This window comes from Paractinoplanes ferrugineus (assembly GCF_016862195.1).
Classification (GTDB): domain Bacteria; phylum Actinomycetota; class Actinomycetes; order Mycobacteriales; family Micromonosporaceae; genus Actinoplanes; species Actinoplanes ferrugineus.
Genome location: NZ_BOMM01000038.1, coordinates 86,824 through 107,432 on the forward strand (window position 1 = coordinate 86,824; position 20,609 = coordinate 107,432).

At 69.9% G+C, this 20,609-nt stretch carries 19 protein-coding genes and 1 pseudogene; 16 read left to right on the top strand and 4 right to left on the bottom strand.

Annotated features, from left to right (window positions below; translation table 11 throughout):
• Positions 1-198 precede the first annotated feature (198 nt).
• Complete coding sequence (locus Afe05nite_RS20540; RefSeq protein ID WP_203818908.1) at positions 199-654, top strand: HIT family protein; 456 nt, start codon at positions 199-201, stop codon at positions 652-654.
• On the opposite strand, the gene Afe05nite_RS20545 is transcribed toward Afe05nite_RS20540, so the two are convergent.
• Complete coding sequence (locus Afe05nite_RS20545) at positions 623-1,201, bottom strand: TetR/AcrR family transcriptional regulator (RefSeq protein WP_438868520.1); 579 nt, start codon at positions 1,199-1,201, stop codon at positions 623-625. The two genes, Afe05nite_RS20540 and Afe05nite_RS20545, sit on opposite strands and share 32 nt — an antisense overlap.
• 64 nt (positions 1,202-1,265) lie before the next feature.
• On the opposite strand from Afe05nite_RS20545, the gene Afe05nite_RS20550 reads away from it, so the two are divergent.
• Positions 1,266-2,435, top strand: a complete 1,170-nt coding sequence (locus tag Afe05nite_RS20550) for an FAD-dependent monooxygenase (protein WP_203818767.1) — start codon at positions 1,266-1,268, stop codon at positions 2,433-2,435.
• Here Afe05nite_RS20550 and Afe05nite_RS20555 read toward each other — a convergent pair whose 3' ends face one another.
• Positions 2,436-4,607 carry an elongation factor G-like protein EF-G2 gene (locus tag Afe05nite_RS20555; RefSeq protein ID WP_203818768.1) on the bottom strand — a complete coding sequence of 724 codons (2,172 nt, stop codon included), beginning with the start codon at positions 4,605-4,607 and terminating at the stop codon, positions 2,436-2,438.
• Between the two features lie 185 nt (positions 4,608-4,792).
• Between Afe05nite_RS20555 and pgsA the strand changes: the two are divergent.
• The 4 genes and pseudogenes from pgsA to Afe05nite_RS20575 form a co-directional block, all read left to right on the top strand.
• Positions 4,793-5,410: pseudogene (gene pgsA, locus Afe05nite_RS20560) on the top strand (phosphatidylinositol phosphate synthase); the annotation flags it as partial.
• A 119-nt stretch (positions 5,411-5,529) separates the two neighbouring features.
• Positions 5,530-6,393 (top strand): phosphatidylinositol mannoside acyltransferase, encoded by an 864-nt coding sequence (locus Afe05nite_RS20565; RefSeq protein WP_203818770.1) that lies wholly within the window; start codon positions 5,530-5,532, stop codon positions 6,391-6,393.
• 10 nt (positions 6,394-6,403) lie between these two features.
• A complete protein-coding gene (locus Afe05nite_RS20570; protein WP_203818771.1) occupies positions 6,404-7,558 on the top strand; it encodes a glycosyltransferase family 4 protein in 1,155 nt (384 codons plus the stop codon).
• A 25-nt stretch (positions 7,559-7,583) separates the two neighbouring features.
• Positions 7,584-8,129 (top strand): hypothetical protein, encoded by a 546-nt coding sequence (locus tag Afe05nite_RS20575; RefSeq protein ID WP_203818772.1) that lies wholly within the window; start codon positions 7,584-7,586, stop codon positions 8,127-8,129.
• A gap of 4 nt (positions 8,130-8,133) precedes the next feature.
• On the opposite strand, the gene pdxS is transcribed toward Afe05nite_RS20575, so the two are convergent.
• The gene (pdxS, locus tag Afe05nite_RS20580) at positions 8,134-9,033 is read right to left on the bottom strand and encodes a pyridoxal 5'-phosphate synthase lyase subunit PdxS (protein WP_203818773.1); all 900 of its coding nucleotides are present in this window, start codon (positions 9,031-9,033) and stop codon (positions 8,134-8,136) included.
• A 178-nt stretch (positions 9,034-9,211) separates the two neighbouring features.
• Between pdxS and pdxT the strand changes: the two genes are divergently transcribed.
• Both pdxT and Afe05nite_RS20590 read left to right on the top strand, forming a co-directional pair.
• A complete protein-coding gene (pdxT, locus tag Afe05nite_RS20585) occupies positions 9,212-9,817 on the top strand; it encodes a pyridoxal 5'-phosphate synthase glutaminase subunit PdxT (protein WP_203818774.1) in 606 nt (201 codons plus the stop codon).
• A 16-nt stretch (positions 9,818-9,833) separates the two neighbouring features.
• Positions 9,834-10,586, top strand: a complete 753-nt coding sequence (locus Afe05nite_RS20590) for a YebC/PmpR family DNA-binding transcriptional regulator (RefSeq protein ID WP_203818775.1) — start codon at positions 9,834-9,836, stop codon at positions 10,584-10,586.
• A 140-nt stretch (positions 10,587-10,726) separates the two neighbouring features.
• On the opposite strand, the gene Afe05nite_RS20595 is transcribed toward Afe05nite_RS20590, so the two are convergent.
• The gene (locus Afe05nite_RS20595) at positions 10,727-11,263 is read right to left on the bottom strand and encodes a hypothetical protein (protein ID WP_203818776.1); all 537 of its coding nucleotides are present in this window, start codon (positions 11,261-11,263) and stop codon (positions 10,727-10,729) included.
• A gap of 91 nt (positions 11,264-11,354) precedes the next feature.
• On the opposite strand from Afe05nite_RS20595, the gene ruvC reads away from it, so the two are divergent.
• From ruvC to Afe05nite_RS20635, 8 genes are all read left to right on the top strand, one after another.
• Entirely contained in the window at positions 11,355-11,882 is a 528-nt protein-coding gene (ruvC, locus tag Afe05nite_RS20600; RefSeq protein ID WP_203818909.1) for a crossover junction endodeoxyribonuclease RuvC, read from the top strand.
• Positions 11,879-12,481 (top strand): Holliday junction branch migration protein RuvA, encoded by a 603-nt coding sequence (gene ruvA / locus Afe05nite_RS20605; protein ID WP_203818777.1) that lies wholly within the window; start codon positions 11,879-11,881, stop codon positions 12,479-12,481. Before ruvC ends, ruvA begins: the two co-directional genes overlap by 4 nt.
• On the top strand, positions 12,478-13,512 hold the full coding sequence (ruvB, locus tag Afe05nite_RS20610; RefSeq protein WP_203818778.1) for a Holliday junction branch migration DNA helicase RuvB: 1,035 nt from the start codon (positions 12,478-12,480) through the stop codon (positions 13,510-13,512). Before ruvA ends, ruvB begins: the two co-directional genes overlap by 4 nt.
• A 143-nt stretch (positions 13,513-13,655) precedes the next feature.
• Positions 13,656-14,057 (top strand): preprotein translocase subunit YajC, encoded by a 402-nt coding sequence (gene yajC / locus Afe05nite_RS20615; protein ID WP_203818779.1) that lies wholly within the window; start codon positions 13,656-13,658, stop codon positions 14,055-14,057.
• Positions 14,058-14,211: 154 nt separating this feature from the next.
• Positions 14,212-16,101, top strand: coding sequence for a protein translocase subunit SecD (gene secD, locus Afe05nite_RS20620; protein WP_203818780.1), 1,890 nt, complete (start codon positions 14,212-14,214; stop codon positions 16,099-16,101).
• A gap of 1 nt (position 16,102) precedes the next feature.
• A complete protein-coding gene (gene secF, locus Afe05nite_RS20625) occupies positions 16,103-17,311 on the top strand; it encodes a protein translocase subunit SecF (RefSeq protein WP_203818781.1) in 1,209 nt (402 codons plus the stop codon).
• 100 nt (positions 17,312-17,411) lie between these two features.
• Complete coding sequence (locus Afe05nite_RS20630) at positions 17,412-17,969, top strand: adenine phosphoribosyltransferase (protein WP_203818782.1); 558 nt, start codon at positions 17,412-17,414, stop codon at positions 17,967-17,969.
• A gap of 177 nt (positions 17,970-18,146) precedes the next feature.
• On the top strand, positions 18,147-20,606 hold the full coding sequence (locus Afe05nite_RS20635) for a RelA/SpoT family protein (RefSeq protein ID WP_203818783.1): 2,460 nt from the start codon (positions 18,147-18,149) through the stop codon (positions 20,604-20,606).
• Positions 20,607-20,609 lie beyond the last annotated feature (3 nt).

Here is a 20,609-nt window from a genome sequence, read left to right on the forward strand (position 1 = left end):
GCAGAGTGCTCGAATACCGTCCGATGCGCTGATGTCCGGCGTCCTGTTTCCGGTTAAGAAGCCGGCTCGGTGGTGGTGCGGACGAGCCGCGGAACACTGACCGCCGACCGCCGGTGGCATAGTCTGCTGAGCGTGACGGAGCAGCGAGTCGAGACCGGCGAACCGGACGGCCTGGAGCGGTTGTGGACGCCGCACCGGATGCCGTACATGTCCGGCGAGGCCCGTCCCGACGGTTGCCCGTTCTGCCTGGCCCCCGGCCTGCCCGGGGCGGAGAGCCTGGTGGTCGCGCGCGGTGAGCTGGTCTACGCGGTGCTCAACCTCTATCCGTACAACCCGGGACACGTGCTGATCTGCCCCTACCGGCACGTCGCCGATTACACCGAGCTCACCGAACAGGAGACGGCGCAGGTCGCGGCGTTCACCCGGCAGACCATGCGGGTGATCCGCTCGGTGAGCCGTCCGCACGGCTTCAACCTGGGCATGAACCAGGGCGGGGTGGCCGGCGCCGGCATCGCCGAGCATCTGCACCAGCACGTCGTGCCGCGGTGGGGCGGGGACGCCAACTTCATGCCGGTGATCGGTCAGACCAAGGTGCTGCCGCAGATCCTCAGCGACACCCGGCTCATGCTGTCGAAGGCGTGGTCAACGCTCTGATCCCGGCCACGATCTCGGCGGGGGTGGGCGCGGTGGCCGGATCGGCCAGCCACTGCGTGAGCACCCCCGACATCAGCGCCATCTGGACCGAGCCGATCGTGCGCACCGTCTGCTCGTCGAGCTGATCCTCGGGCCGGCCGGTGAGCAGGGCGGCCATGCCCTGCCGCCCCTGCCGGATGCCGTCGGCCAGCTGCTCGCGCAGTTGCGGGTTGTGCTCGGCCTGGATCAGCACCTCGACGCTGGCCAGCCAGAGCGCGCGGTACTCGGTGATCGAGTCGACGATCCGCCGCCAGAACCCGACCATCGGATCCTCGTCGTCGTCACCCGCGCTGCTCAGTGCGGTGAAGACGGCGTTGCCCCAGTCGTCCATCGCGCTCAGCATCGCGGCCGTCATCAGCGCCTCGGTGGAGCCGTAGTGATAGCCGATCGAGCCGAGGTTGGTGCCGGAGAGCGCCACGATGTCGCGCGCCTTCGTCCTGGCGTAACCCTTCTCGAACAGCGCTTTCTTGGCCCCGGCCAGCAGATCTTCCTTGTGCCCCACGTGCATCACCTTAACTTTCGCGCCGATCTCGCATCTATACAAACGTGTAAGACGTTTGTATAGTAGCGGCATGACGACCTCTCGGGTACTCATCTCCGGAGCCGGCGTGGCCGGTCCCGCCCTGGCGCTGGGCCTGCGCCGCCGCGGTTTCGACGTGACGATCGTGGAGCGCGCGCCGACCCTGCGCGAGGGCGGCTACAAGGTGGACGTCCGCGGCGCCGGCACCGAGGTGCTCAAACGCCTCGGGGTCTACGACGTCTGCCGCGCCCACGACTGCGGGATGAAGCAGATCACCTACGTGAACAAGGCCGGCCGGCCGTTCGCCGCCCTGCCGGCGAGCCTGCTGATGGGCCGGCGCGGCGACGACATCGAGTTGATGCGCGGGGACATCGGCCGGATCTTCCACGACGCGACAGCGGCCGACGTGGAATACGTGTTCGGCGACTCGATCACCGGCCTGACCGACGACGGCGAGGGGGTGGACGTGACGTTCGAGCGGGGGGCGGCCCGGCGCTTCGACTACGTCGTCGGCGCCGACGGCCTGCACTCGAACACCAGGCGACTCGCCTTCGGGGAGGTCGAGCCGGTGCACCTGGGGGCGTACATCTCGATCTTCACCGTGCCCAACCACCTCGGCATCGACCGCGACGAGGTGATGTTCTTCCGCCCCGGGCGTCTGGTCTTCGCCTATGCCATGGGCAGCGACCAGCCCGCCAAGGTCGGCATGACCTTCGCATCGCCGCCGGTCGGTCACGACCGGCGCGCCGTGGCCGCCCAGAAAGCGCTCGTCAAGGCCGCTTTCCAGGGTCTGGGCTGGGAGACCGACAGGTTCCTCGCCTCGATCGACGCGGCCGACGACTTCTACTTCGACTCGCTGAGTCAGGTCGAGATGCCGTCCTGGTCGGCCGGGCGCGTGGTACTGCTGGGCGACGCCGCGCACTGTCCTTCCCCGGCCTCCGGCCAGGGGACAAGCTTGGCCCTGGTGGGTGCCCATCTTCTGGCCGAGCAGCTGGGCACGCCGGGCGGCCTGGCCGAGTACGAGCGCAGGATGCGCCCCTACGTCGAGAAGAACATGGAGTTCGGCCGCAAGATGGCCAAGGACATGGTGCCGGGTGGCCGCCTCCAGATCGCCCTGCGCAATTACGGCATGCGGACCCTGAAGTACCACCCGCGCAAGGAGCAGGTGATCGACAAGATCCTGGCGCCGATGCACGAGGCGGCCAACGCCGTCACGTTGTGATCACGCGGTGTGTTCCTTGCGCACCGCCTCGGCCAGGTGCGCGGGCATCGGCTCGTGCCGCACGTAGGTGCGGGTGAAGGTGCCCGCGCCCGACGAGAGGGCCCGCAGCTCCACCGCGTAGCGGACGAGCTCGGTGGCCGGCACCTCGGCCCGCACCACGCAGTGCGCGCCGTCCGGTTCGGGCTCGGAGCCGAGCGGTCGACCGCGCCGGCCGGACAGATCGCTCATGATCGCGCCCACGAAGACCTCCGGAACCCGCACCGCGATCTCGTCGATCGGCTCGAGCAGCGTCACCTGGCCGGCCGCGGCCGCCTCCCGCAGGGCCAGCGCGCCGGCGGTCTGGAAGGCCGCATCCGAGGAGTCGACGCTGTGCGCCTTGCCGTCGACGAGGGTCACCTTGAGGTCGACCACCGGATAACCGGAGACCAGGCCGCGGTCCAGCTGAGCGCGGACGCCCTTCTCCACCGAGGGGATGTAGTTGTGCGGCACCGCACCGCCCACCACCCGGTCGACGAACTGGAAACCCGAGCCGCGCGGCAGTGGCTCCACCTCGATGTCGCAGACCGCGTACTGGCCGTGGCCGCCGGACTGCTTCACGTGCCGGCCGTGGCCCTTGGCACCGGTGCCGAAGGTCTCCCGCAGCGGTACCCGCACCGGCTCGGTGTTCAACTCGACGCCGCCGGCGCGGAGCCGGTCGAGCACCACGTCCGCGTGCGACTCGCCCATCGTCCAGAGCACCAGCTGGTGGGTCTCGGCGTGGCGTTCCAGCCGCAGGGTCGGATCGCCGGCCACCAGGCGGGCGAGGTTCTTGGCGAGGGCGTCCTCGTCGGAGCGGGTCCTCGCCACCACCGCGATCGGCAGCAGCGGCTCCGGCATCGCCCACGGCTCCATCAGCAGCGGCTGGTCCTTGCCGGAGAGCGTGTCGCCGGTCTCGGCACTGCCCGACTTGGTGATCGCGCACAGGTCACCGGCCACGCAGAACGGCACCTCGCGCAGTTGGGCGCCGAGCGGTGAGTAGATGTGCGCCACCCGCTCGTCGGCGTCGTGGTCGGGGTGGCCGCGCTCGGTCATCCCGTGCCCCGAGACGTGCAGCACCTGCTCAGGGCGCAGCGTGCCGGAGAACACCCGCACCAGCGAGACCCGGCCCACGTGCCGGTCGATCGTCGTCTTGACCACCTCGGCCACCAGCGGGCCGTCCGGGTCGCAGGTCAGCGGCGGGCGGGGCGAGCCGTCCACCCCGGTGACCACCGGCAGGTAGTGCTCGAGCGGCGACGGGGCCGCACTGACCAGGCCGTCGAGCAGCGCGTCGAGGCCCACGCCGGTGCCCGCGCAGACCGGGATCACCGGGTAGAAGTTGCCCTTGGCGACCGCCTTCTCCAGGTCGGCCAGCACCGTGTCGGTGGAGACCAGCTCACCGCTGACATAGCGGTCCATGAGGGTCTCGTCCTCGCTCTCGGCGATGATCCCCTCGATGAGCGTGTTGCGATCGTCGGTGATCGGGTTGAGGTGCGCCGGCTCGGCCTCGCCGACCCGGGGCGGGTAGCCCTCGGAATAGTCCAGCACCCGCAGGGTCACCAGGCCGATCAGGCCGGCCACCGACTGGCCGTCGTCGTCGAGCATGGGTTGGTAGGTCGGCATGACGTTCTCGCCGAACGCCTCCTGACAGGCCTGCAGGGTGCCGTCGTAGTCGGCGCGGGGGTGGTCGAGCCGGGTGATCGCGACCGCCCGGGGCATGCCGACCGCGGCGCACTCCTCCCACAACTGAATCGTCGAATCGGCGATCTCCGCGCCGTCGGTGCCGTCGACCGCACTGACGACGAAGAGCGCGGCGTCGGCGGCCCGCAGGCCGGCGCGCAGCTCACCGACGAAATCGGCGTACCCGGGGGTGTCCAGGAGGTTGATCTTCACACCCTGGTGCACGAGCGGGGCGCAGGCCAGCGCCACCGACCGCTGCTGGCGAACCGCCGCCGGGTCGTGGTCGGTCACCGTGGTGCCGTCGGTCACGGTGCCCGCCCGCGAGATCGTCGAGGTGGCGGCGAGCAGGGCCTCGACCAGAGTGGTCTTGCCCGATCCCGAATGCCCCACCAGCACCACGTTGCGAACGTTGCCGGGCTCGGTCACCACCGGCACGGACGCGCCGGTGAGCCCCTTCTCCGAGGTCTTCTGCGCCATCGCCGGTCGCTCCTGTCGTTTCTTGACTGTTACGCCGCTGTTCTGAATCCCACACCCGCCGCCGTGACACTCGCAACCCTTGGTAAGGGTCAAGTGCCATAGTGGTGACTTCGGTCCTTTTTCGGGGATGACGATACGGCCTCGTTTCGCGGTCTCCGCTTTCGCGCCGATAGGGTGGGACGGCCATGGCAAAGATCGTCAACGCAACCGCGCGTGCCGTTGTCTCACACGGCGTCAATCCGACTGCCCGCTTTCTTCTCAAGATCGGCGTGACGCCCAACGCCGTCACCGTCGCCGGCACCGTCGGCGTGCTGTTCGGTGCCTGGCTCGGCGCCACCGGCCACCTGTTCTGGGGCACCTGGGTGGTCACCGCCTGCGCCCTGACCGATGTCCTCGACGGCACGATGGCCCGGATGCGCGGCGGCTCCAGCAAGTTCGGCGCCCTGCTCGACTCGTCCATGGACCGCCTCGCCGACGGGGCGGTGTTCGGTGCCGTCGTCTACTACATGGCGACCGAGGGCAACCCCTACGGCGGCACCGTCGCGGCCCTGATCGCCGTGGTCGCCGGCCAGGTGGTGTCCTACGTCAAGGCCCGCGCCCAGAGTCTCGGCCTGAACGCCGACGTCGGCATCGCCGAGCGCCTCGAACGGCTGCTCATCATCGGTGTCGGCGGCCTGCTCGGCAGCGCCGGCCTGGACTGGGGCCTGCCGGCCGCCCTGTGGGTGCTTGCGGTGGTGTCGGTGATCACCGTCTTCCAGCGCCTGATCCACGCCGCCCGCACCGAACCGGCCCCGGCCGCTTCCGAGCCGCCGCTCTCGTCGGGGCCGCCCCCTTCGTCGGAGCCGCCGCCTTCGTCCGAGCCGCCGATCTCGTCCGAGCCGCCGATTTCGTCCGGGCCGTCCGCTTCCGCCGAGCCGGTGGCATGACGGATCGGCTGACCGCGCTCGGGTTCTCGGCCGGCTGGCGGCTCGTCCGGATGCTGCCGTTGCCGGCCGCGCGGGCGCTGTTCAACGCGGCGGCCGACCGGGCGTACAAGCAGAACGGACCCGGCACCCAGCGGCTGCGTAACAACCTGCGGCAGGTCAAGCCCGACATCTCCGATCTGGTGGTCCGGGACGGGCTCCGGTCGTACGCCCGGTACTGGCTCGAGGCCTTCCGCCTGCCGTCGCAGAGCCGGCAGCAGGCCCTCGACGGCTTCAGCATCTCGCCCGAGCACTACGACTGGCTCAAGGGCCACGTCGCCGACGGCACGGGTGTGGTGCTCGCCCTGCCGCACATCGGCAACTGGGACGCGGCCGCCGCCTGGGTGGTCGCGAACGGGTGGCAGATGATCACCGTCGCCGAGCGGCTCAAGCCCGAGGCCCTGTTCCAGCAGTTCGTGGAGTACCGGGAGACGCTCGGCATGGAGGTGATCCCGCTCACCGGCGGGGAACGGCCGCCGCTCGACGTGCTCGGCGAACGGCTCGAGCAGGGCTTCCTGGTCTGCCTGCTGGGCGACCGGGACCTGTCCCGCAGCGGCGTCGAGGTCTCGTTCTTCGGCGGCCGCACACGAATGCCGGCCGGGCCCGCGATCCTCGCGATCCGCACCGGCGCCCCGCTCTACGCGGTCGACCTGTCGTTCACGCCGACCGGAACCCACGCCGTGCTGCGCCGGATCGTCCCGGCCACCGAGGGGCCGCTCGACCAGCGGGTCAAGGCGACCACCCAGATGCTGGCCGACGGTTACGCGGCGGGGATCGCCGAACACCCGCAGGACTGGCACATGCTCCAGAAGCTGTGGCTGTAGGGGGAGCGTCGTGCGGATCGGGATCGTCTCGCCCTACTCCTTCGACGTGCCCGGCGGCGTGCAGAACCACATCATGGACCTCTCCGAGGCGCTGATCACCCTCGGCCACGAGGTGAGCGTGCTGGCGCCGGCCGACGAGGACGCCGATCTGCCGGCGTACGTCGTGCCGGCGGGTCGGGCGGTGCCGTTTCCCTACAACGGGTCGGTGGCGCGGATCGCGTTCGGGCCGGTCTCGACCGCGCGGGTGCGGCGCTGGCTCAACCGCGGCAAGTTCGACGTGCTGCACGTTCACGAACCGCTTGCCCTGTCGCTGTCGATGCTTGCCGTGTTGTCGGCGCGGGGCCCGGTCGTGGCCACCTTCCACACGGCGATGACCAGGTCGCGGGCGTTGTCGGTGGCGCAGGGCCTGCTGCAGCTGGTGCTCGAGAAGATCACCGCCCGGATCGCGGTCAGTGAGCTGGCCCGCAAGGTGCAGGTCGAGCACCTCGGCGGGGGCGCGGTGGAGATCCCGAACGGGGTGGCGGTGGCCAAGTTCGCCGCCGCGCAGCCGTTCGACGACTGGCCGGGCGACGGCGGCACGCTGGGCTTTCTCGGTCGCTTCACGGAGCCGCGCAAGGGCTTCGACATTCTCCGCGCGGCGTTCGTGCCACTGGCGTACGCGCGGCCCCACCTGCGCCTGCTGGTCGCCGGGCCGGGTGATCGTGACGACCTCTACTCGGAGTTCCCCCGGGATCTACGCGATCGGGTGACTTTCCTCGGTCTGGTGTCCGAAGCCGACAAAGCTCGCATGCTACGCAGCGTGGACGTCTACGTCGCCCCGAACATCGGCGGCGAGAGCTTCGGGATGATCCTCACCGAGGCGATGGCGGCCGGCACCGCGATCGCGGCCAGTGACCTCGACGCGTTCCGGCGGGTGCTCGACGGCGGCCGGGCCGGGGCGCTGTTCCCCACCGGCGATGCCGATGCGCTCTGCGTACTCCTCGCTCAACTGCTCGACGACCCGGCCCGGCGCACCGAGCTGACCGAGGCCGCCCACACCGCCGTGACGGCGTTCGACTGGACCAGCGTCGCGCAGCGGGTTCTCGAGGTCTACGCGGCCGCGATCGAGGCCACCGACGGACGCGTCATGGACGAAGAGTGGTCGGAACCACGCTCGGGCGGCTGACTTCAACGGGCTCAAGGGCACTACGATGCCCCGCATGTGGTGGGTGCTGGGGGCGGTCGCGGTGGTCGTGCTGCTCGCCACCTACCTGGGCTGGACGGCCCACCGGGTCGAGCGGGTGCACGTGCGGGCGCAGTCCGCCGAGCGGGCCCTCGACGCCCACCTGGTGCGCCGGGCCGCCGCCGCCGCGGTGGTGGCCGAGGAGAAGGACCTGGTCGAGCTCTACGCCGCGGCCCGCCTGGCGCTGGATGCCGATCCCGACGAGCGCGAGCAGGCCGAGAACGACCTGACCCGGCAGCTGCGGGCGGCCGCGCCGTTCGGATCCGACCTGGCCGAGCGCCAGCTCGTCGGCACGAGCCGGCGCACGGTGCTGGCCCGGCAGGTGCACACCGACCAGGTCCGCGACGCGCTGACCGCCCGGCACCGGCCGCTGGTGCGGATGCTCGGGATGGCGCGGCGTTACCCACGCCCGCAGTACTTCGACATCGAGGACCCGGCGCTGCCCGAGAGCGCGGTCGAGGTGCCGGTGCCGGCCGCCCCGACCGCCCCGACCGCGCCGCTCGAAGCGGTCTGAGGTCCTACCAGCCGCGCTCGGCCAGGCGGTGCGGCACCGGGATGTCGTCGACGTTGATGCCGACCATCGCCTCGCCGAGCCCGCGGGACACCTTGGCCAGCACGTCGGGGTCGTCGTGGAAGGTGGTGGCCTTGACGATCGCGGCCGCCCGCTGGGCCGGGTTGCCCGACTTGAAGATGCCCGAGCCGACGAACACGCCCTCGGCGCCGAGCTGCATCATCATGGCGGCGTCGGCCGGGGTGGCGATGCCGCCCGCGGTGAACAGCACGACCGGCAGCTTGCCCGCCTCGGCGACCTCCTTGACCAGGTCGTACGGTGCCTGAAGCTCCTTCGCGGCGACGAACAGCTCGTCCTCCGGCAGCGTCTGCAGCCGGCGGATCTCCTGCCGGATCTTGCGCATGTGGGTGGTCGCGTTGGACACGTCGCCGGTGCCGGCCTCGCCCTTGGAGCGGATCATCGCGGCGCCCTCGGTGATGCGGCGCAGCGCCTCGCCCAGGTTGGTGGCCCCGCACACGAACGGCACGGTGAACTGCCACTTGTCGATGTGGTTGGCGTAGTCGGCCGGGGTCAGCACCTCCGACTCGTCGACGTAGTCGACGCCGAGCGCCTGCAGCACCTGGGCCTCGACGAAGTGCCCGATGCGGGCCTTGGCCATGACCGGGATGGAGACGGCGGCGATGATTCCGTCGATCATGTCGGGGTCGGACATCCGGGAGACGCCACCCTGGGCCCGGATGTCGGCCGGGACGCGCTCCAGCGCCATCACCGCCACCGCGCCGGCGTCCTCGGCGATCTTCGCCTGCTCGGGCGTGACGACATCCATGATCACGCCGCCCTTGAGCATCTCCGCCATTCCGCGCTTGACTCGCGCGGTCCCGACGGCGGGCTGGTTATCGGTAGACATGGGGTATCGACTCCTCAAGCGGGGTTTCGGTAATACGGATCGTAGGCACGAAGACCCCCGGCACCGATGGCCAATCGACCCCCCGGTGGCCTGCAACGCCGGTTTTCCTCGGTGCGCGACGGCCCGGACGACATCCGGGACAAGTTGATCTTGTTGGTCGCCCGCCTAAGCTGGGTCGGTGAACATCGGAGTGCTGGCCCTGCAGGGCGACGTTCGGGAACACCTGTCGGCGCTCGCCGAGAGCGACGTGCTGGCTCGGCCGATCCGCCGGCCCGAGGAGCTGGCCGACGTCGAGGCGCTGGTGCTGCCGGGCGGGGAGTCGACCGCGATCAGCCACCTGGCCGTGTCGTTCGGGCTGCTCGACCCGATCCGCAAGCGGATCGCCGACGGCATGCCGGTCTACGGCTCCTGCGCCGGCATGATCATGCTGGCCACCGACGTCCTCGACGGCCGGCCCGACCAGGAGACGTTCCAGGGCATCGAGATGACCGTGCGGCGCAACGCCTTCGGCCGGCAGATCGACTCGTTCGAGGCGTCGGTGCCGATCGACGACATTGCGGGCGGCGATTTTCACGCTGTTTTCATCCGGGCGCCCTGGGTCGAACAAGTCGGCGACGACGTGCGCGTGTTGGGCCGCGTCAATGACGGGCCGAGCGCCGGTAGGATTGTCGCCGTTCGGCAGGGGAACCTGCTCGCCACGGCTTTCCACCCGGAGCTTACCGGAGACCTGCGCGTCCACCGGTACTTCGTCGAGATGGTCCGCCAGGCCGAAGACGCACGGTAGATCACGGAGGTTTTGCATGTCCGGCCACTCCAAATGGGCGACGACGAAGCACAAGAAGGCCGTCGTCGACGCCAAGCGCGGCAAGATGTTCGCCAAGCTCATCAAGAACATCGAGGTCGCGGCGCGCACCGGCGGTGGTGATCCGGCGGGCAACCCCACGCTCTACGACGCCATCCAGAAGGCGAAGAAGAGCTCCGTTCCCAACGACAACATCAACAACGCGGTCAAGCGCGGCTCCGGCCTGGAGGGCGGCGGCGCCGACTGGCAGACGATCATGTACGAGGGCTACGGCCCGAACGGCGTGGCGATCCTGATCGAGTGCCTGACCGACAACCGCAACCGCGCGGCGACCGAGGTCCGCACCGCCCTGACCCGCAACGGCGGCACGTTCGCCGACGCCGGCAGCGTCTCCTACCTGTTCAACCGCAAGGGCGTGTTCATCGTCCCGAAGGGCGCGAACAGCGAGGACGACCTGATGCTGGCCGTGCTCGACGCCGGCGCCGAGGAGATCAACGATCTGGGCGACTCGTTCGAGGTGGTCAGCGAGCCGACCGATCTGCCAGCGGTGCGCACGGCCCTGCAGGAGGCCGGCATCGAGTACGACTCGGCCGAGTCCTCCCTGGTCCCGACGATGACCGTGCCGGTCGACGAGGAAGCCGCCCGCAAGGTCTTCAAGCTGATCGACGCCCTCGACGACTGCGACGACGTGCAGAACGTCTTCGCCAACGTCGACATCAGCGACGAGATCATGGCGGCCCTCGACGCCTGATCGAAGTTCGACGTCCCGAAGGCCGGCGCCCCCGCGCCGGCCTGCACGGCCTGACTTGCCCCGGAGTTCTGGGCGACGCCCGCGTGACAGTATTGGATCGTCGATCGCACACCGGACCGTTCCGATGACGGCGCGCGATCTCAGTAACTGGTGGAGAGCCAGGACATGTACTGGATCATTCCGCCCACCAGCAGGATCCCGGAGGCGGCCAGCCGGCCGATCCGGTGCCACTCCTGCTTCCGGTACGCCTTCACCCACGCTATGCCGGCGTCCGCGCGGTAGGCGGCACTGCTCCGGGCCGTACTCGGCAGCACCGTGGCCTTGCGCAGCGCCAAGCTCGAGCGGGGCGCGCCCACCAGGGAGGGGAAGATCGCTCGCGTGCGCAGCACGCGGACGTCGACCTCGTAGATCTGCTCGTCGCGCCACCGCCTGGTGCGCTGGGTGAGACGTCTCTCCAGGTACGGCGTGGCCACGTCCTTCCTGGTCAGCCGGCCCCACCAGGTGAGCCGGCGCCAGTGCCCGGCCACGTCGGTGAGCACGTCCAGATAGAGGTGGGCGGCCTCGAAGTCACCGCCCACCAGGCGGTTCGTCTCGCGGCACAGCGCGTCCAGGTGGCCGGCGACGAACGTCAGGTAGTCCGGTGGCGGCTCGTCATCCATCGGCGGAACGACGTACATGACTCCATCGTCGGAGCGTGTCGGTGCCGGGCGCAAGACCGGGGGGTATTAGGGTGTCGAACACACGTACGTGAGGCAGGGGAGGTCCGTGGTGCGCGTGCTCGGCGTCGACCCGGGGCTCACCCGGTGCGGGGTCGGTGTCGTGGAGGGCGTGCCGGGGCGGCAGTGCAAGCTGATCGGCTACTACGTGGTCTACACCGATCCCGACGACGACATCTCGCTGCGGCTGTTGCGGCTGGACACCGAGTTGGCCGCCCTGGTGGCCGAGCACAAGCCGCAGAGCGTGGCCGTCGAGCGGGTGTTCTCCCAGCACAACGTGCGCACGGTGATGGGCACGGCGCAGGCCAGCGGGGTCGCGATCCTGGCCGGCGCGCGGGCCGGGCTGCCGGTCACCACCTATACGCCGAGTGAGGTCAAGGCGGCCGTGACCGGGTCCGGCGTCGCCGACAAGAAACAGGTGACCGGCATGGTCACCCGGCTGCTCGGGCTCGACGCGCCGCCGAAACCGGCCGACGCGGCCGACGCCCTCGCCCTCGCCATCTGCCACATCTGGCGTGGTGGCACCCGGGCCCGGATCGAAGCCGCCGCGCTGGCGGCCAGAAGGGGAGCACGGCGATGATCGCCAGCGTTCGCGGCGTGGTGGCCGCCATCAACCCGGACAGTGCCGTCATCGAGGTCGGTGGTGTCGGGCTGCAGGTGCAGTGCGCGCCGGGCACGCTTGCCGGCCTGAAGGCCGGCGTCGAGGCGCGGCTGGCGACCAGCATGGTGGTCCGGGAAGACTCCTTGACGCTGTACGGGTTCGCCGACGACGACGAGAAGCAGCTGTTCGAGCTGCTGCAGACCGCGAGCGGGGTCGGTCCGCGGCTGGCGCAGGCGGCGCTGGCCGTGCACCCGCCGGACACCCTGCGGCGCGCCATCGCCGGTGCCGACCTGGCCACCCTGACCCGGGTGCCGGGCATCGGCAAGAAGGGCGCCGAGAAGATGGTCGTCGAGTTGCGCGACCGGATCGGTCCGCTGCCGCTGTCCGACGGCGCGCCGGCCGGCATGCTGCGGGGCGACTGGCAGGAGCAGGTGCGCCAGGGTGTGCTCGCGCTCGGCTGGACGGTGGCGCAGGCCGATCAGGCGGTGGCGGCGGTGGCGGAGACGATCGACGGTGCGGTGCCGCCCGTTCCGCTGCTGCTCCGCCAGGCGATCCGGCTGCTGGGCAAGACCCGATGACCGACGATCTGGTCGCCGCCGAGGCGGGTGACGACGAGCTCGACGCCGAGGCGAGCGTCCGCCCCCGCCGGCTGGCCGAGTTCATCGCCCAGCACCGGGTGCGTGACCAGCTGGAACTGCTGCTGCAGGGCGCGATGGGCCGCGGCGCGCCGCCCGATCACATCCTGCTGTCGGGGCCGCCCGGCCTGGGCAAGACCACGCTTGCCAACATCGTCGCGGCCGAGCTGGGCACGAGCATCCGCACCACGAGCGGCCCGGTGATCGAGCGGTCCGGCGACCTGGCGGCCATCCTGACCAGCCTCGCGCCGGGCGACGTGCTCTTCATCGACGAGATCCACCGCATCGCGAAACCGGCCGAGGAACTGCTCTATTCGGCGATGGAGGACTTCCGCGTCGACGTGATCGTCGGCAAGGGCCCGGGGGCCACCGCGATCCCGCTGGATGTCGAGCCGTTCACTCTCGTGGGTGCCACGACACGCGCGGGATTACTTTCCGGTCCGATGCGTGATCGATTCGGGTTCGTCGCCCATCTCGACTTCTACTCACCGGCCGATCTGGACTCGCTGTTGCATCGGTCGGCGCGCATTCTCGGGGTGCCGATCACCGCGGCGGGGGCGGCCGAGATCGCCGGCCGCTCGCGCGGCACGCCGCGCATCGCGAACCGTCTGCTCCGCCGGGTGCGGGACTATGCCGAGGTGCGGGCCGACGGGGTGGTCACCGAGGAGACCGCCAGGGCGGCACTGAAGGTGTACGACGTGGACGCGCTCGGCCTTGATCGCCTTGACCGCGCCGTGCTGCGGGCGCTCATCGAGTCGTTCCGGGGCGGTCCGGTCGGCCTGTCCACCCTCGCGGTCGCCGTCGGTGAGCAGTCCGATACCGTCGAGGAGGTCTGCGAGCCGTTCCTGGTGCGGGCCGGACTGCTCGCGCGCACCCCCCGCGGCCGGGTGGCGACCGAGGCCGGCTGGCTGCATCTGGGCAAGACGCCGCCGTCCGGAGTCGTGCAGGGCGACCTGTTCGCCCGAGACGCGTGAAATCCCCTCGTAATGTGAACGTGATGTGTGCCGCATTCGGACTTCCCAGGTTGACCGATTAGACTCGCCGCGGTTCAACCGGGATGTGTATATCGCCCTGACGCGCCCGAGTCGCGCGCCGGTGGCTTACGGAAGGCTTTCTAGTGGTTCACGCAGCAGCCGCAGGTGGCTCAGGCGGAAGTGGCTTCACGACGATCCTGTTCCTCCTTCTCCTCTTCGGCGTCGTCTATTTCCTGATGATCCGCCCGCAGCAGAAACGGCGCCGCGAGGCCCAGTCGATGCAGAGCGCGCTCGGTCCGGGCGACCAGATCGTGACGATCGGCGGGCTGCACGGGACCGTTGTATCCATCGATGACGATGTGGCTACTCTGGAGGTCGCTCCCGGCGTCGTGGTGAAGTTCGCCCGTCCGGCTATCGCCCGCGTGCTTCCGAAGCCCGAGCCCGTCGTTGACACGGATGAGGTTCTGGTCGAGGACGAGCCCGTCATCGAGGAGCACCCGGTGATCGTGGACGACACGACCGCCGACAAGAGCAAGAAAGACTGAACAGAGGTTCACGGATCGGCCCGCGGCGCACCCTGCCGTCGGGCCGCTTCGTCCGGCCGGACATCGGCCACGCACAATGATCGGCGCCGCCAGGGGGCGGCCGACACACGCACTAGGGAGACCGAACGCCGTGGCACGACCACCACAGGGACAGATGCATCCCGGACGCCAACTCGGCGTGCTCGGCCTGGTCTTCGTCGTCCTGTATCTGCTTGTGTTCTTCGCCGGTGGCGCGAAGGGCAGCTTCACCGACCGCCTGCAGCCGAAACTGGGCCTGGATCTGGTCGGTGGCACACAGGCCACCTACATCGCCTCCGTGCAGGGCGGCCAGGACCCGTCCAAGGACAGCATGGAGCAGGCCCGGACGATCATCGAGAACCGCGTCAACGCGCTCGGTGTCTCCGAGGCCGAGGTCGTCATCCAGGGCAACCGCAACATCGTGGTGTCGCTCGCGGGTGAGTCCGACGACCAGCTCAAGGACCTCGCGACGGCCGCGCAGATGCGGTTCCGCCTGCTGATCGGCACCACCGGCGACATCGCCCAGACGGCGATGAACCCGTCGACCGCCACGCCGTCGGTGGCCGCCTCGGCCACGCCGTCGGCCGGCGGCTCGGCGAAGCCGTCGGCGAGCGGCAGCGCGCCGGCCGTCAACGCCTCCCCGTCGGCCAAGAGCACGAGCGGCGGCCAGGGCGGTGGCGAGGTCGTGAAGGCGCCGAGCCCGAGCGTCAGCCCGAGCCCGAGCGTCACCTCGACCCCGGCCGCCGACAGCACCGCCCCGGTGCCGGGCCAGGAGCAGGTCTCGCTCGACGACGTCAAGAAGAAGGTCGGCGCCGCCGCCTGGGCCGCGGCCGAGAAGCTGACCGCTCCCGTCGACCTGTCCGCCGACCCGAAGGCCGGCCTGGCCTACTACGGCTTCGGCAAGCTCACCGGCCCCGAGGTCAACGCGCTGAGCCCGGACATGCAGTTCAACATTCCGACCATCGGCTGCGAGAAGCAGCTCGACGAGCGGCCCAACGGCGCCATCGACAACATCCAGTCCAAGGTCGTGGCGTGCTACAACGGCGCCAAGGTCATGTTGGACAAGGCGTCGGTGGTCGGTGACGACATCTCCAAGGCGTCCGCTCAGCTCGACCCGCAGAACGGCCAGTGGGTGGTCTCGCTCGACTTCAAGAGCGAGGGTCAGACCAAATGGACGGCCCTGACGCGTACGGCGTTCAACGCCACCGCGAGCGAGCCCTGCTACACCGCCGCCCAGGCGCTGTACTCGAGCATCGAGCACTGCGCGGTCGCCGTCGTCCTCGACAAGAACGTCATCTCGGCGCCGCAGATCCAGGGCGTGCTGACCAGCACCTCGCAGATCACCGGCCAGTTCACCGCGGTGTCCGCCAAGCAGCTGGCCGACCAGCTCAACTTCGGTGCGATCCCGGTGACCTTCACCGCCGGCCCGGCCCAGACGGTCTCCGCGACGCTCGGCATCCAGCAGCTGCAGGCCGGTCTGCTGGCCGCCGCGATCGGGATGGCCCTGGTCGCGGTCTACGCGTTCTTCTACTACCGCCTGCTCGGCTCGGTCATCTTCCTGAGCCTGATCCTGTCCGGTCTGCTGACCTTCGGCGCGCTGGTCTTCCTCGGCCGTACGGTCGGCTTCACGCTGACCCTGGCCGGTATAGCGGGCTTCATCGTGTCACTAGGTGTGGCCGCGGACTCGTTCGTCATCTACTTCGAACGTCTGAAGGACGAGATCCACGAGGGCCGAACACCGCGCTCCGCGGTGCCCCGCGCGTGGGCCCGCGCCCGCCGCACGATCATCTCGGCGAACACGATCACGATCATGGCCGCCGTGGTTCTCTACATCGTCTCGATCGGCGCGGTGCAGGGTTTCGCCTTCGCGCTGGGTCTGTCGACCGTGCTCGACCTGCTCGTGGTGTTCCTGTTCCGGCACCCGATCATGACGATGTTCGCCAGCACCAAGGCGTTCATGTCGCCGCGGGTCAGTGGCCTCGGCCGCGTCCTGCGTCGCGCCCAGACCGATGCCAAGGAGGCCTGAGATGGCCCGTGAAGGTCTAGCCAGTCGCCTCTACCAGGGCGAAGCGAACATCAACATCGTCGGCCGCCGGAAGACCTGGTTCACCATCGCGGCCGTGCTGGTGCTGATCTCGATCGCCAGCTTCTCGATCAAGCAGTTCGAGTTGGGTATCGAGTTCGCCGGTGGCACGTCGTTCAGCGTGCCCGCCAAGACCACCAGCGGTCAGGTGCTGACCCAGGAAGAGGTCTCCAACGCGGTCGAGCGCGCGGTCAAGTCGGCCGACCCGGAGGCCGAGATCGGCGCCGCGCAGAAGGTCGACAGCGTCGGCAGCGCCGAGAGCTACTTCACGGTCCGGGCCTCCGACCTGACCGCGCCGCAGGCCGAGGCGGCCAAGACGGCAGTGGTCCGGGACCTCGGGGTCAAGGCCGACGACGTCAGCGACGACCGGGTGTCGGCGGCCTGGGGCGGTCAGGTGACCAGACAGGCCATCATCGGTCTGCTCGTCTTCCTGGTCCTGGTGATGGCCTATCTGGTGATCCGGTTCGAGTGGCGGATGGCGGTGGCCGCGCTGTCCTCGCTGCTGCTCGACCTGCTGCTCACCGCCGGCGTCTATTCGCTCGTCGGTTTCGAGGTCACCCCGTCGACGGTGATCGGCTTCCTGACGATCCTCGGTTATTCGCTGTACGACGTGGTGGTGGTGTTCGACAAGGTTCAGGAGAACACCCGTGGCATCACGGCGGGCAGCACCAAGACGTACTCGGAGGCGACGAACCTCGCCGTCAACCAGACCCTGATGCGTTCGATCAACACCGGTCTGGTCGCCCTCCTGCCGGTCGGCGGCCTGCTGTTCATCGGGGCCGGCCTGCTCGGCGCGGGCACCCTGAAGGACCTCGGTCTGGTGCTGTTCGTCGGTATGGGCCTGGGCGTCATCTCCTCGATCATGTTCGCGGCGCCGGTGCTGAGCGCCTTGAAGGACCGCGAGCCGAAGATCAAGGCGCACACCGCCCGGGTGCTCGCCCGGCGCGCGTCGGCCAAGTCCGGCGACGTGGCGCCCCGTGCCGAGCGGCAGCGCCCGGCGAACGTGACCGCGTCCGACGAGGCCCCGGCCCTGGCCACGCTGTCGCCGCGCCCGGGAGCCCGGCCGACCGCGAAGCGCAACACCAACCGCGGCGGTGGCGGCCGTCCCGGTGGGGCCGGCAACCGCCCGAGCGGTGGCACCAAGCCTCGCTGATCCACTTCGCGAACGAAGCGCCCGTCACCCTCCGGTGGCGGGCGCTTCCGCATCCCGGCCGCGACGGGCCGGGCCGCCGGGCTTGGTTAGGCTGGCGCCCGTGACAGATCAAGCTCCTCATGGCGACAGCGGACCGGAGCTCGCCTCCGTCGTTCTCGGCGGCACGGTCGACGTTCTCGACTTCCCCAAGCCGGGGATCGTCTTCAAGGACCTGATGCCCCTGTTCGCCGACGGCGCCGCGTTCCGCCGGGTGGTGGACGGCGTGATCGAGCACTTCGGCCGCGAGTCGTTCGACGTGGTCGCCGGGGTGGAGGCACGCGGGTTCGTGGTGGCCGCCGCGGTCGCCTACGCGACCGGCGTCGGTGTCGTGCCGGTGCGCAAAGCCGGCAAGCTGCCCCGCAAGGCCCTGTCGGCGACATACGAGCTCGAGTACGGCGAAGCCACCCTCGAGGTGCACGAGGACGCTTTCGTCGCCGGGCAGCGCGTCCTGGTGGTCGACGACGTACTCGCCACGGGTGGCACGGCGGGCGCCGCGCTGGAACTCGTCGAACGGGCCGGTGGCACCGTCGCCGGCTTCACGGTTCTCATGGAACTGGGGTTCTTGAAGGGCCGGGAGCGGCTCGCGCCCCGCCCCGTACACGCGATGTTGACCGTTTGATTGGGTTTCGTCCGGTTGATAACCGCTCTTTCGGAGGTTCGGCCGGGGCATCCGGGAAGTGTGTGCGGGTAGGATGGCGTTCCTAACCAGGTGACCAACAGCAGGGGCTCCGGGATGAGTGAGCTTCACCGGCCGACGGTGACCGGCGAGGTTTCTGTCGAAGGTGTGAGGAGACCGGTGTCCAGCGACGTCGCCCCTCCGGCGGAGGGCTCGGTGCAGCCGACCGACAAGGCAGGGACCGGCGCGGACGCGACAGCGTCCGCCGCGGACGGCACCCCGGAGGCTTCCACGCCCCGGCCGGCCGTCCCCGCCGTCGATCCCGAGGCCACCCAGCCGATGCCGCCCGGCGAGGAGCCGAGCAGCGCTTTCAGCGGCCTGGCCGGTGCCCCCACCGGGCGCCGGGTCCGAGCGCGCCTGGCCCGCTTCAACGCGCCGTGGCAGAGCACCCAGGTCAGCGAGGTGCTCGAGCCGCTGATCGCCACCCACCGGGCCAGCCACCCCAAGGCCGACGGACGGCAGCTGCAGCGGGCCTTCGACGTGGCCGCCCGCTGGCACTCGGGGCAATACCGGAAGTCCGGCGACCCCTACATCACCCACCCGCTCGCCGTGGCGACGATCCTGGCCAACCTCGGCATGGACACGACCACGCTGGTGGCGGCGCTGCTGCACGACACGATCGAGGACACCGACTACTCCCTCGAGTCGATGAAGACCGACTTCGGCGCCGAGGTGGCGCTGCTGGTCGACGGCGTGACCAAGCTCGACCGGGTCAAGCTGGGTGACGCGGCCAAGGCCGAGACGATCCGCAAGATGGTCGTGGCCATGGCGAAAGACCCGCGGGTGCTGGTCATCAAGCTGGCCGACCGGCTGCACAACATGCGCACCCTGACCTTCCTGCCCCGGCCCAAGCAGGAGCAGAAGGCCAAGGAGACCCTCGAGATCCTGGCGCCGCTGGCCCACCGGCTCGGCATGAACACGATCAAGTGGGAGCTCGAGGACCTCGCCTTCGGCACGCTGTTCCCGAAGCGGTTCGAGGAGATCAACCGCCTCATCGGTGAGCACCAGCCGCAGCGGGAGGCGCTGCTGCGCCAGGTGACCAACCGGGTCGGCCTCGACCTGAAATCGGCGAAGATCAAGGCCGAGGTGACCGGCCGGCCCAAGCACCTCTACTCGATCTACCAGAAGATGATCGTGCGGGGCCGCGACTTCAACGACATCTACGACCTGGTCGGGGTGCGCATCCTGGTCGACACGGTCCGCGACTGCTACGCCGCGCTGGGGGTCATCCACGCGAACTGGCAGCCGGTGCCGGGCCGGTTCAAGGACTACATCGCGATGCCGAAGTTCAACATGTACCAGTCGCTGCACACGACGGTCATCGGCCCGACCGGCAAGCCGGTCGAGATGCAGATCAGAACCTTCGCGATGCACCGGACGGCGGAGTTCGGCATCGCCGCCCACTGGAAGTACAAGGAGCAGAAGGGCGCGACGATCGTCGGCCCGCCGGCGCACATCGACGAGATGACCTGGCTGCGGCAGCTGCTCGACTGGCAGCGCGAGGCGAGTGACCCGTCCGAGTTCCTCGACGCGTTGCGCTTCGACCTGTCCAGCCAGGAGGTCTACGTCTTCACGCCGAAGGGCGACGTGATCCCGCTGCCGACCGGTTCGACGCCTGTCGACTTCGCCTACGCGGTGCACACCCAGGTCGGGCACAAGTGCATCGGGGCGCGGGTCAACGGCAAGCTGGTGCCGCTGGAGTCGACGCTGTCCAACGGCGACGTCATCGAGATCTTCACGTCGAAGTCGGCCACCGCCGGCCCGACCCAGGACTGGCTCGGCTTCGTCAAGAGCCCACGGGCCCGCACGAAGATCAGGCAGTTCTTCAACAAGGAGCGCCGCGAGGAAGCGATCGAGATCGGCAAGGAGGCGATCGTCAAGGCGATGCGCAAGCAGGGCCTGCCCCTGCAGCGCATGCTGACGAGCGAGAACCTCACCACGATCGCGCGTGACCTGCACCTGGCCGACGTGGCCTCGCTCTACGCCGCGGTGGGGGAGAGCACCGTCTCGGCCCAGTCGGTCGTGCAGAAACTCGTCGCCGGCTTCGGCGGCGAGGAGGGCGCGGTCGAGGACATCGCCGAGACCGCCGTCGCGACCCGCCCGCCCCGCAACCGCACCACCACGCAGGACCCCGGCGTCGTGGTCAAGGGCGTCAGCGACGTGTGGGTCAAACTGGCCCGCTGCTGCACCCCGGTCCCCGGCGACGCGGTCTTCGGCTTCGTCACCCGCTCCGGCGGCGTCAGCGTCCACCGGGAGGACTGCGCCAACGCCGAGGACCTCCGCGACCAGCCGGAACGCGTGGTCGAGGTGAGCTGGAAACCCACCAGCGCGTCCACCTTCCTGGTGGCGATCCAGGTGGAGGCGCTCGACCGGCACAAACTGCTGGCCGACGTCACCCGGGTGCTGTCGGAGGAGCGGGTCAACATCCTGTCCGCCACCGTCACCACCACCCGCGACCGAGTGGCAGTCAGCCGCTTCACCTTCGAGATGGCCGACCCCAAACACCTCGGCCACCTGGTCGCCGCCGTCCGCAAGGTCGACGGAGTGTTCGACGCCTACCGCGTCACCTCCGGCGCCTGACCG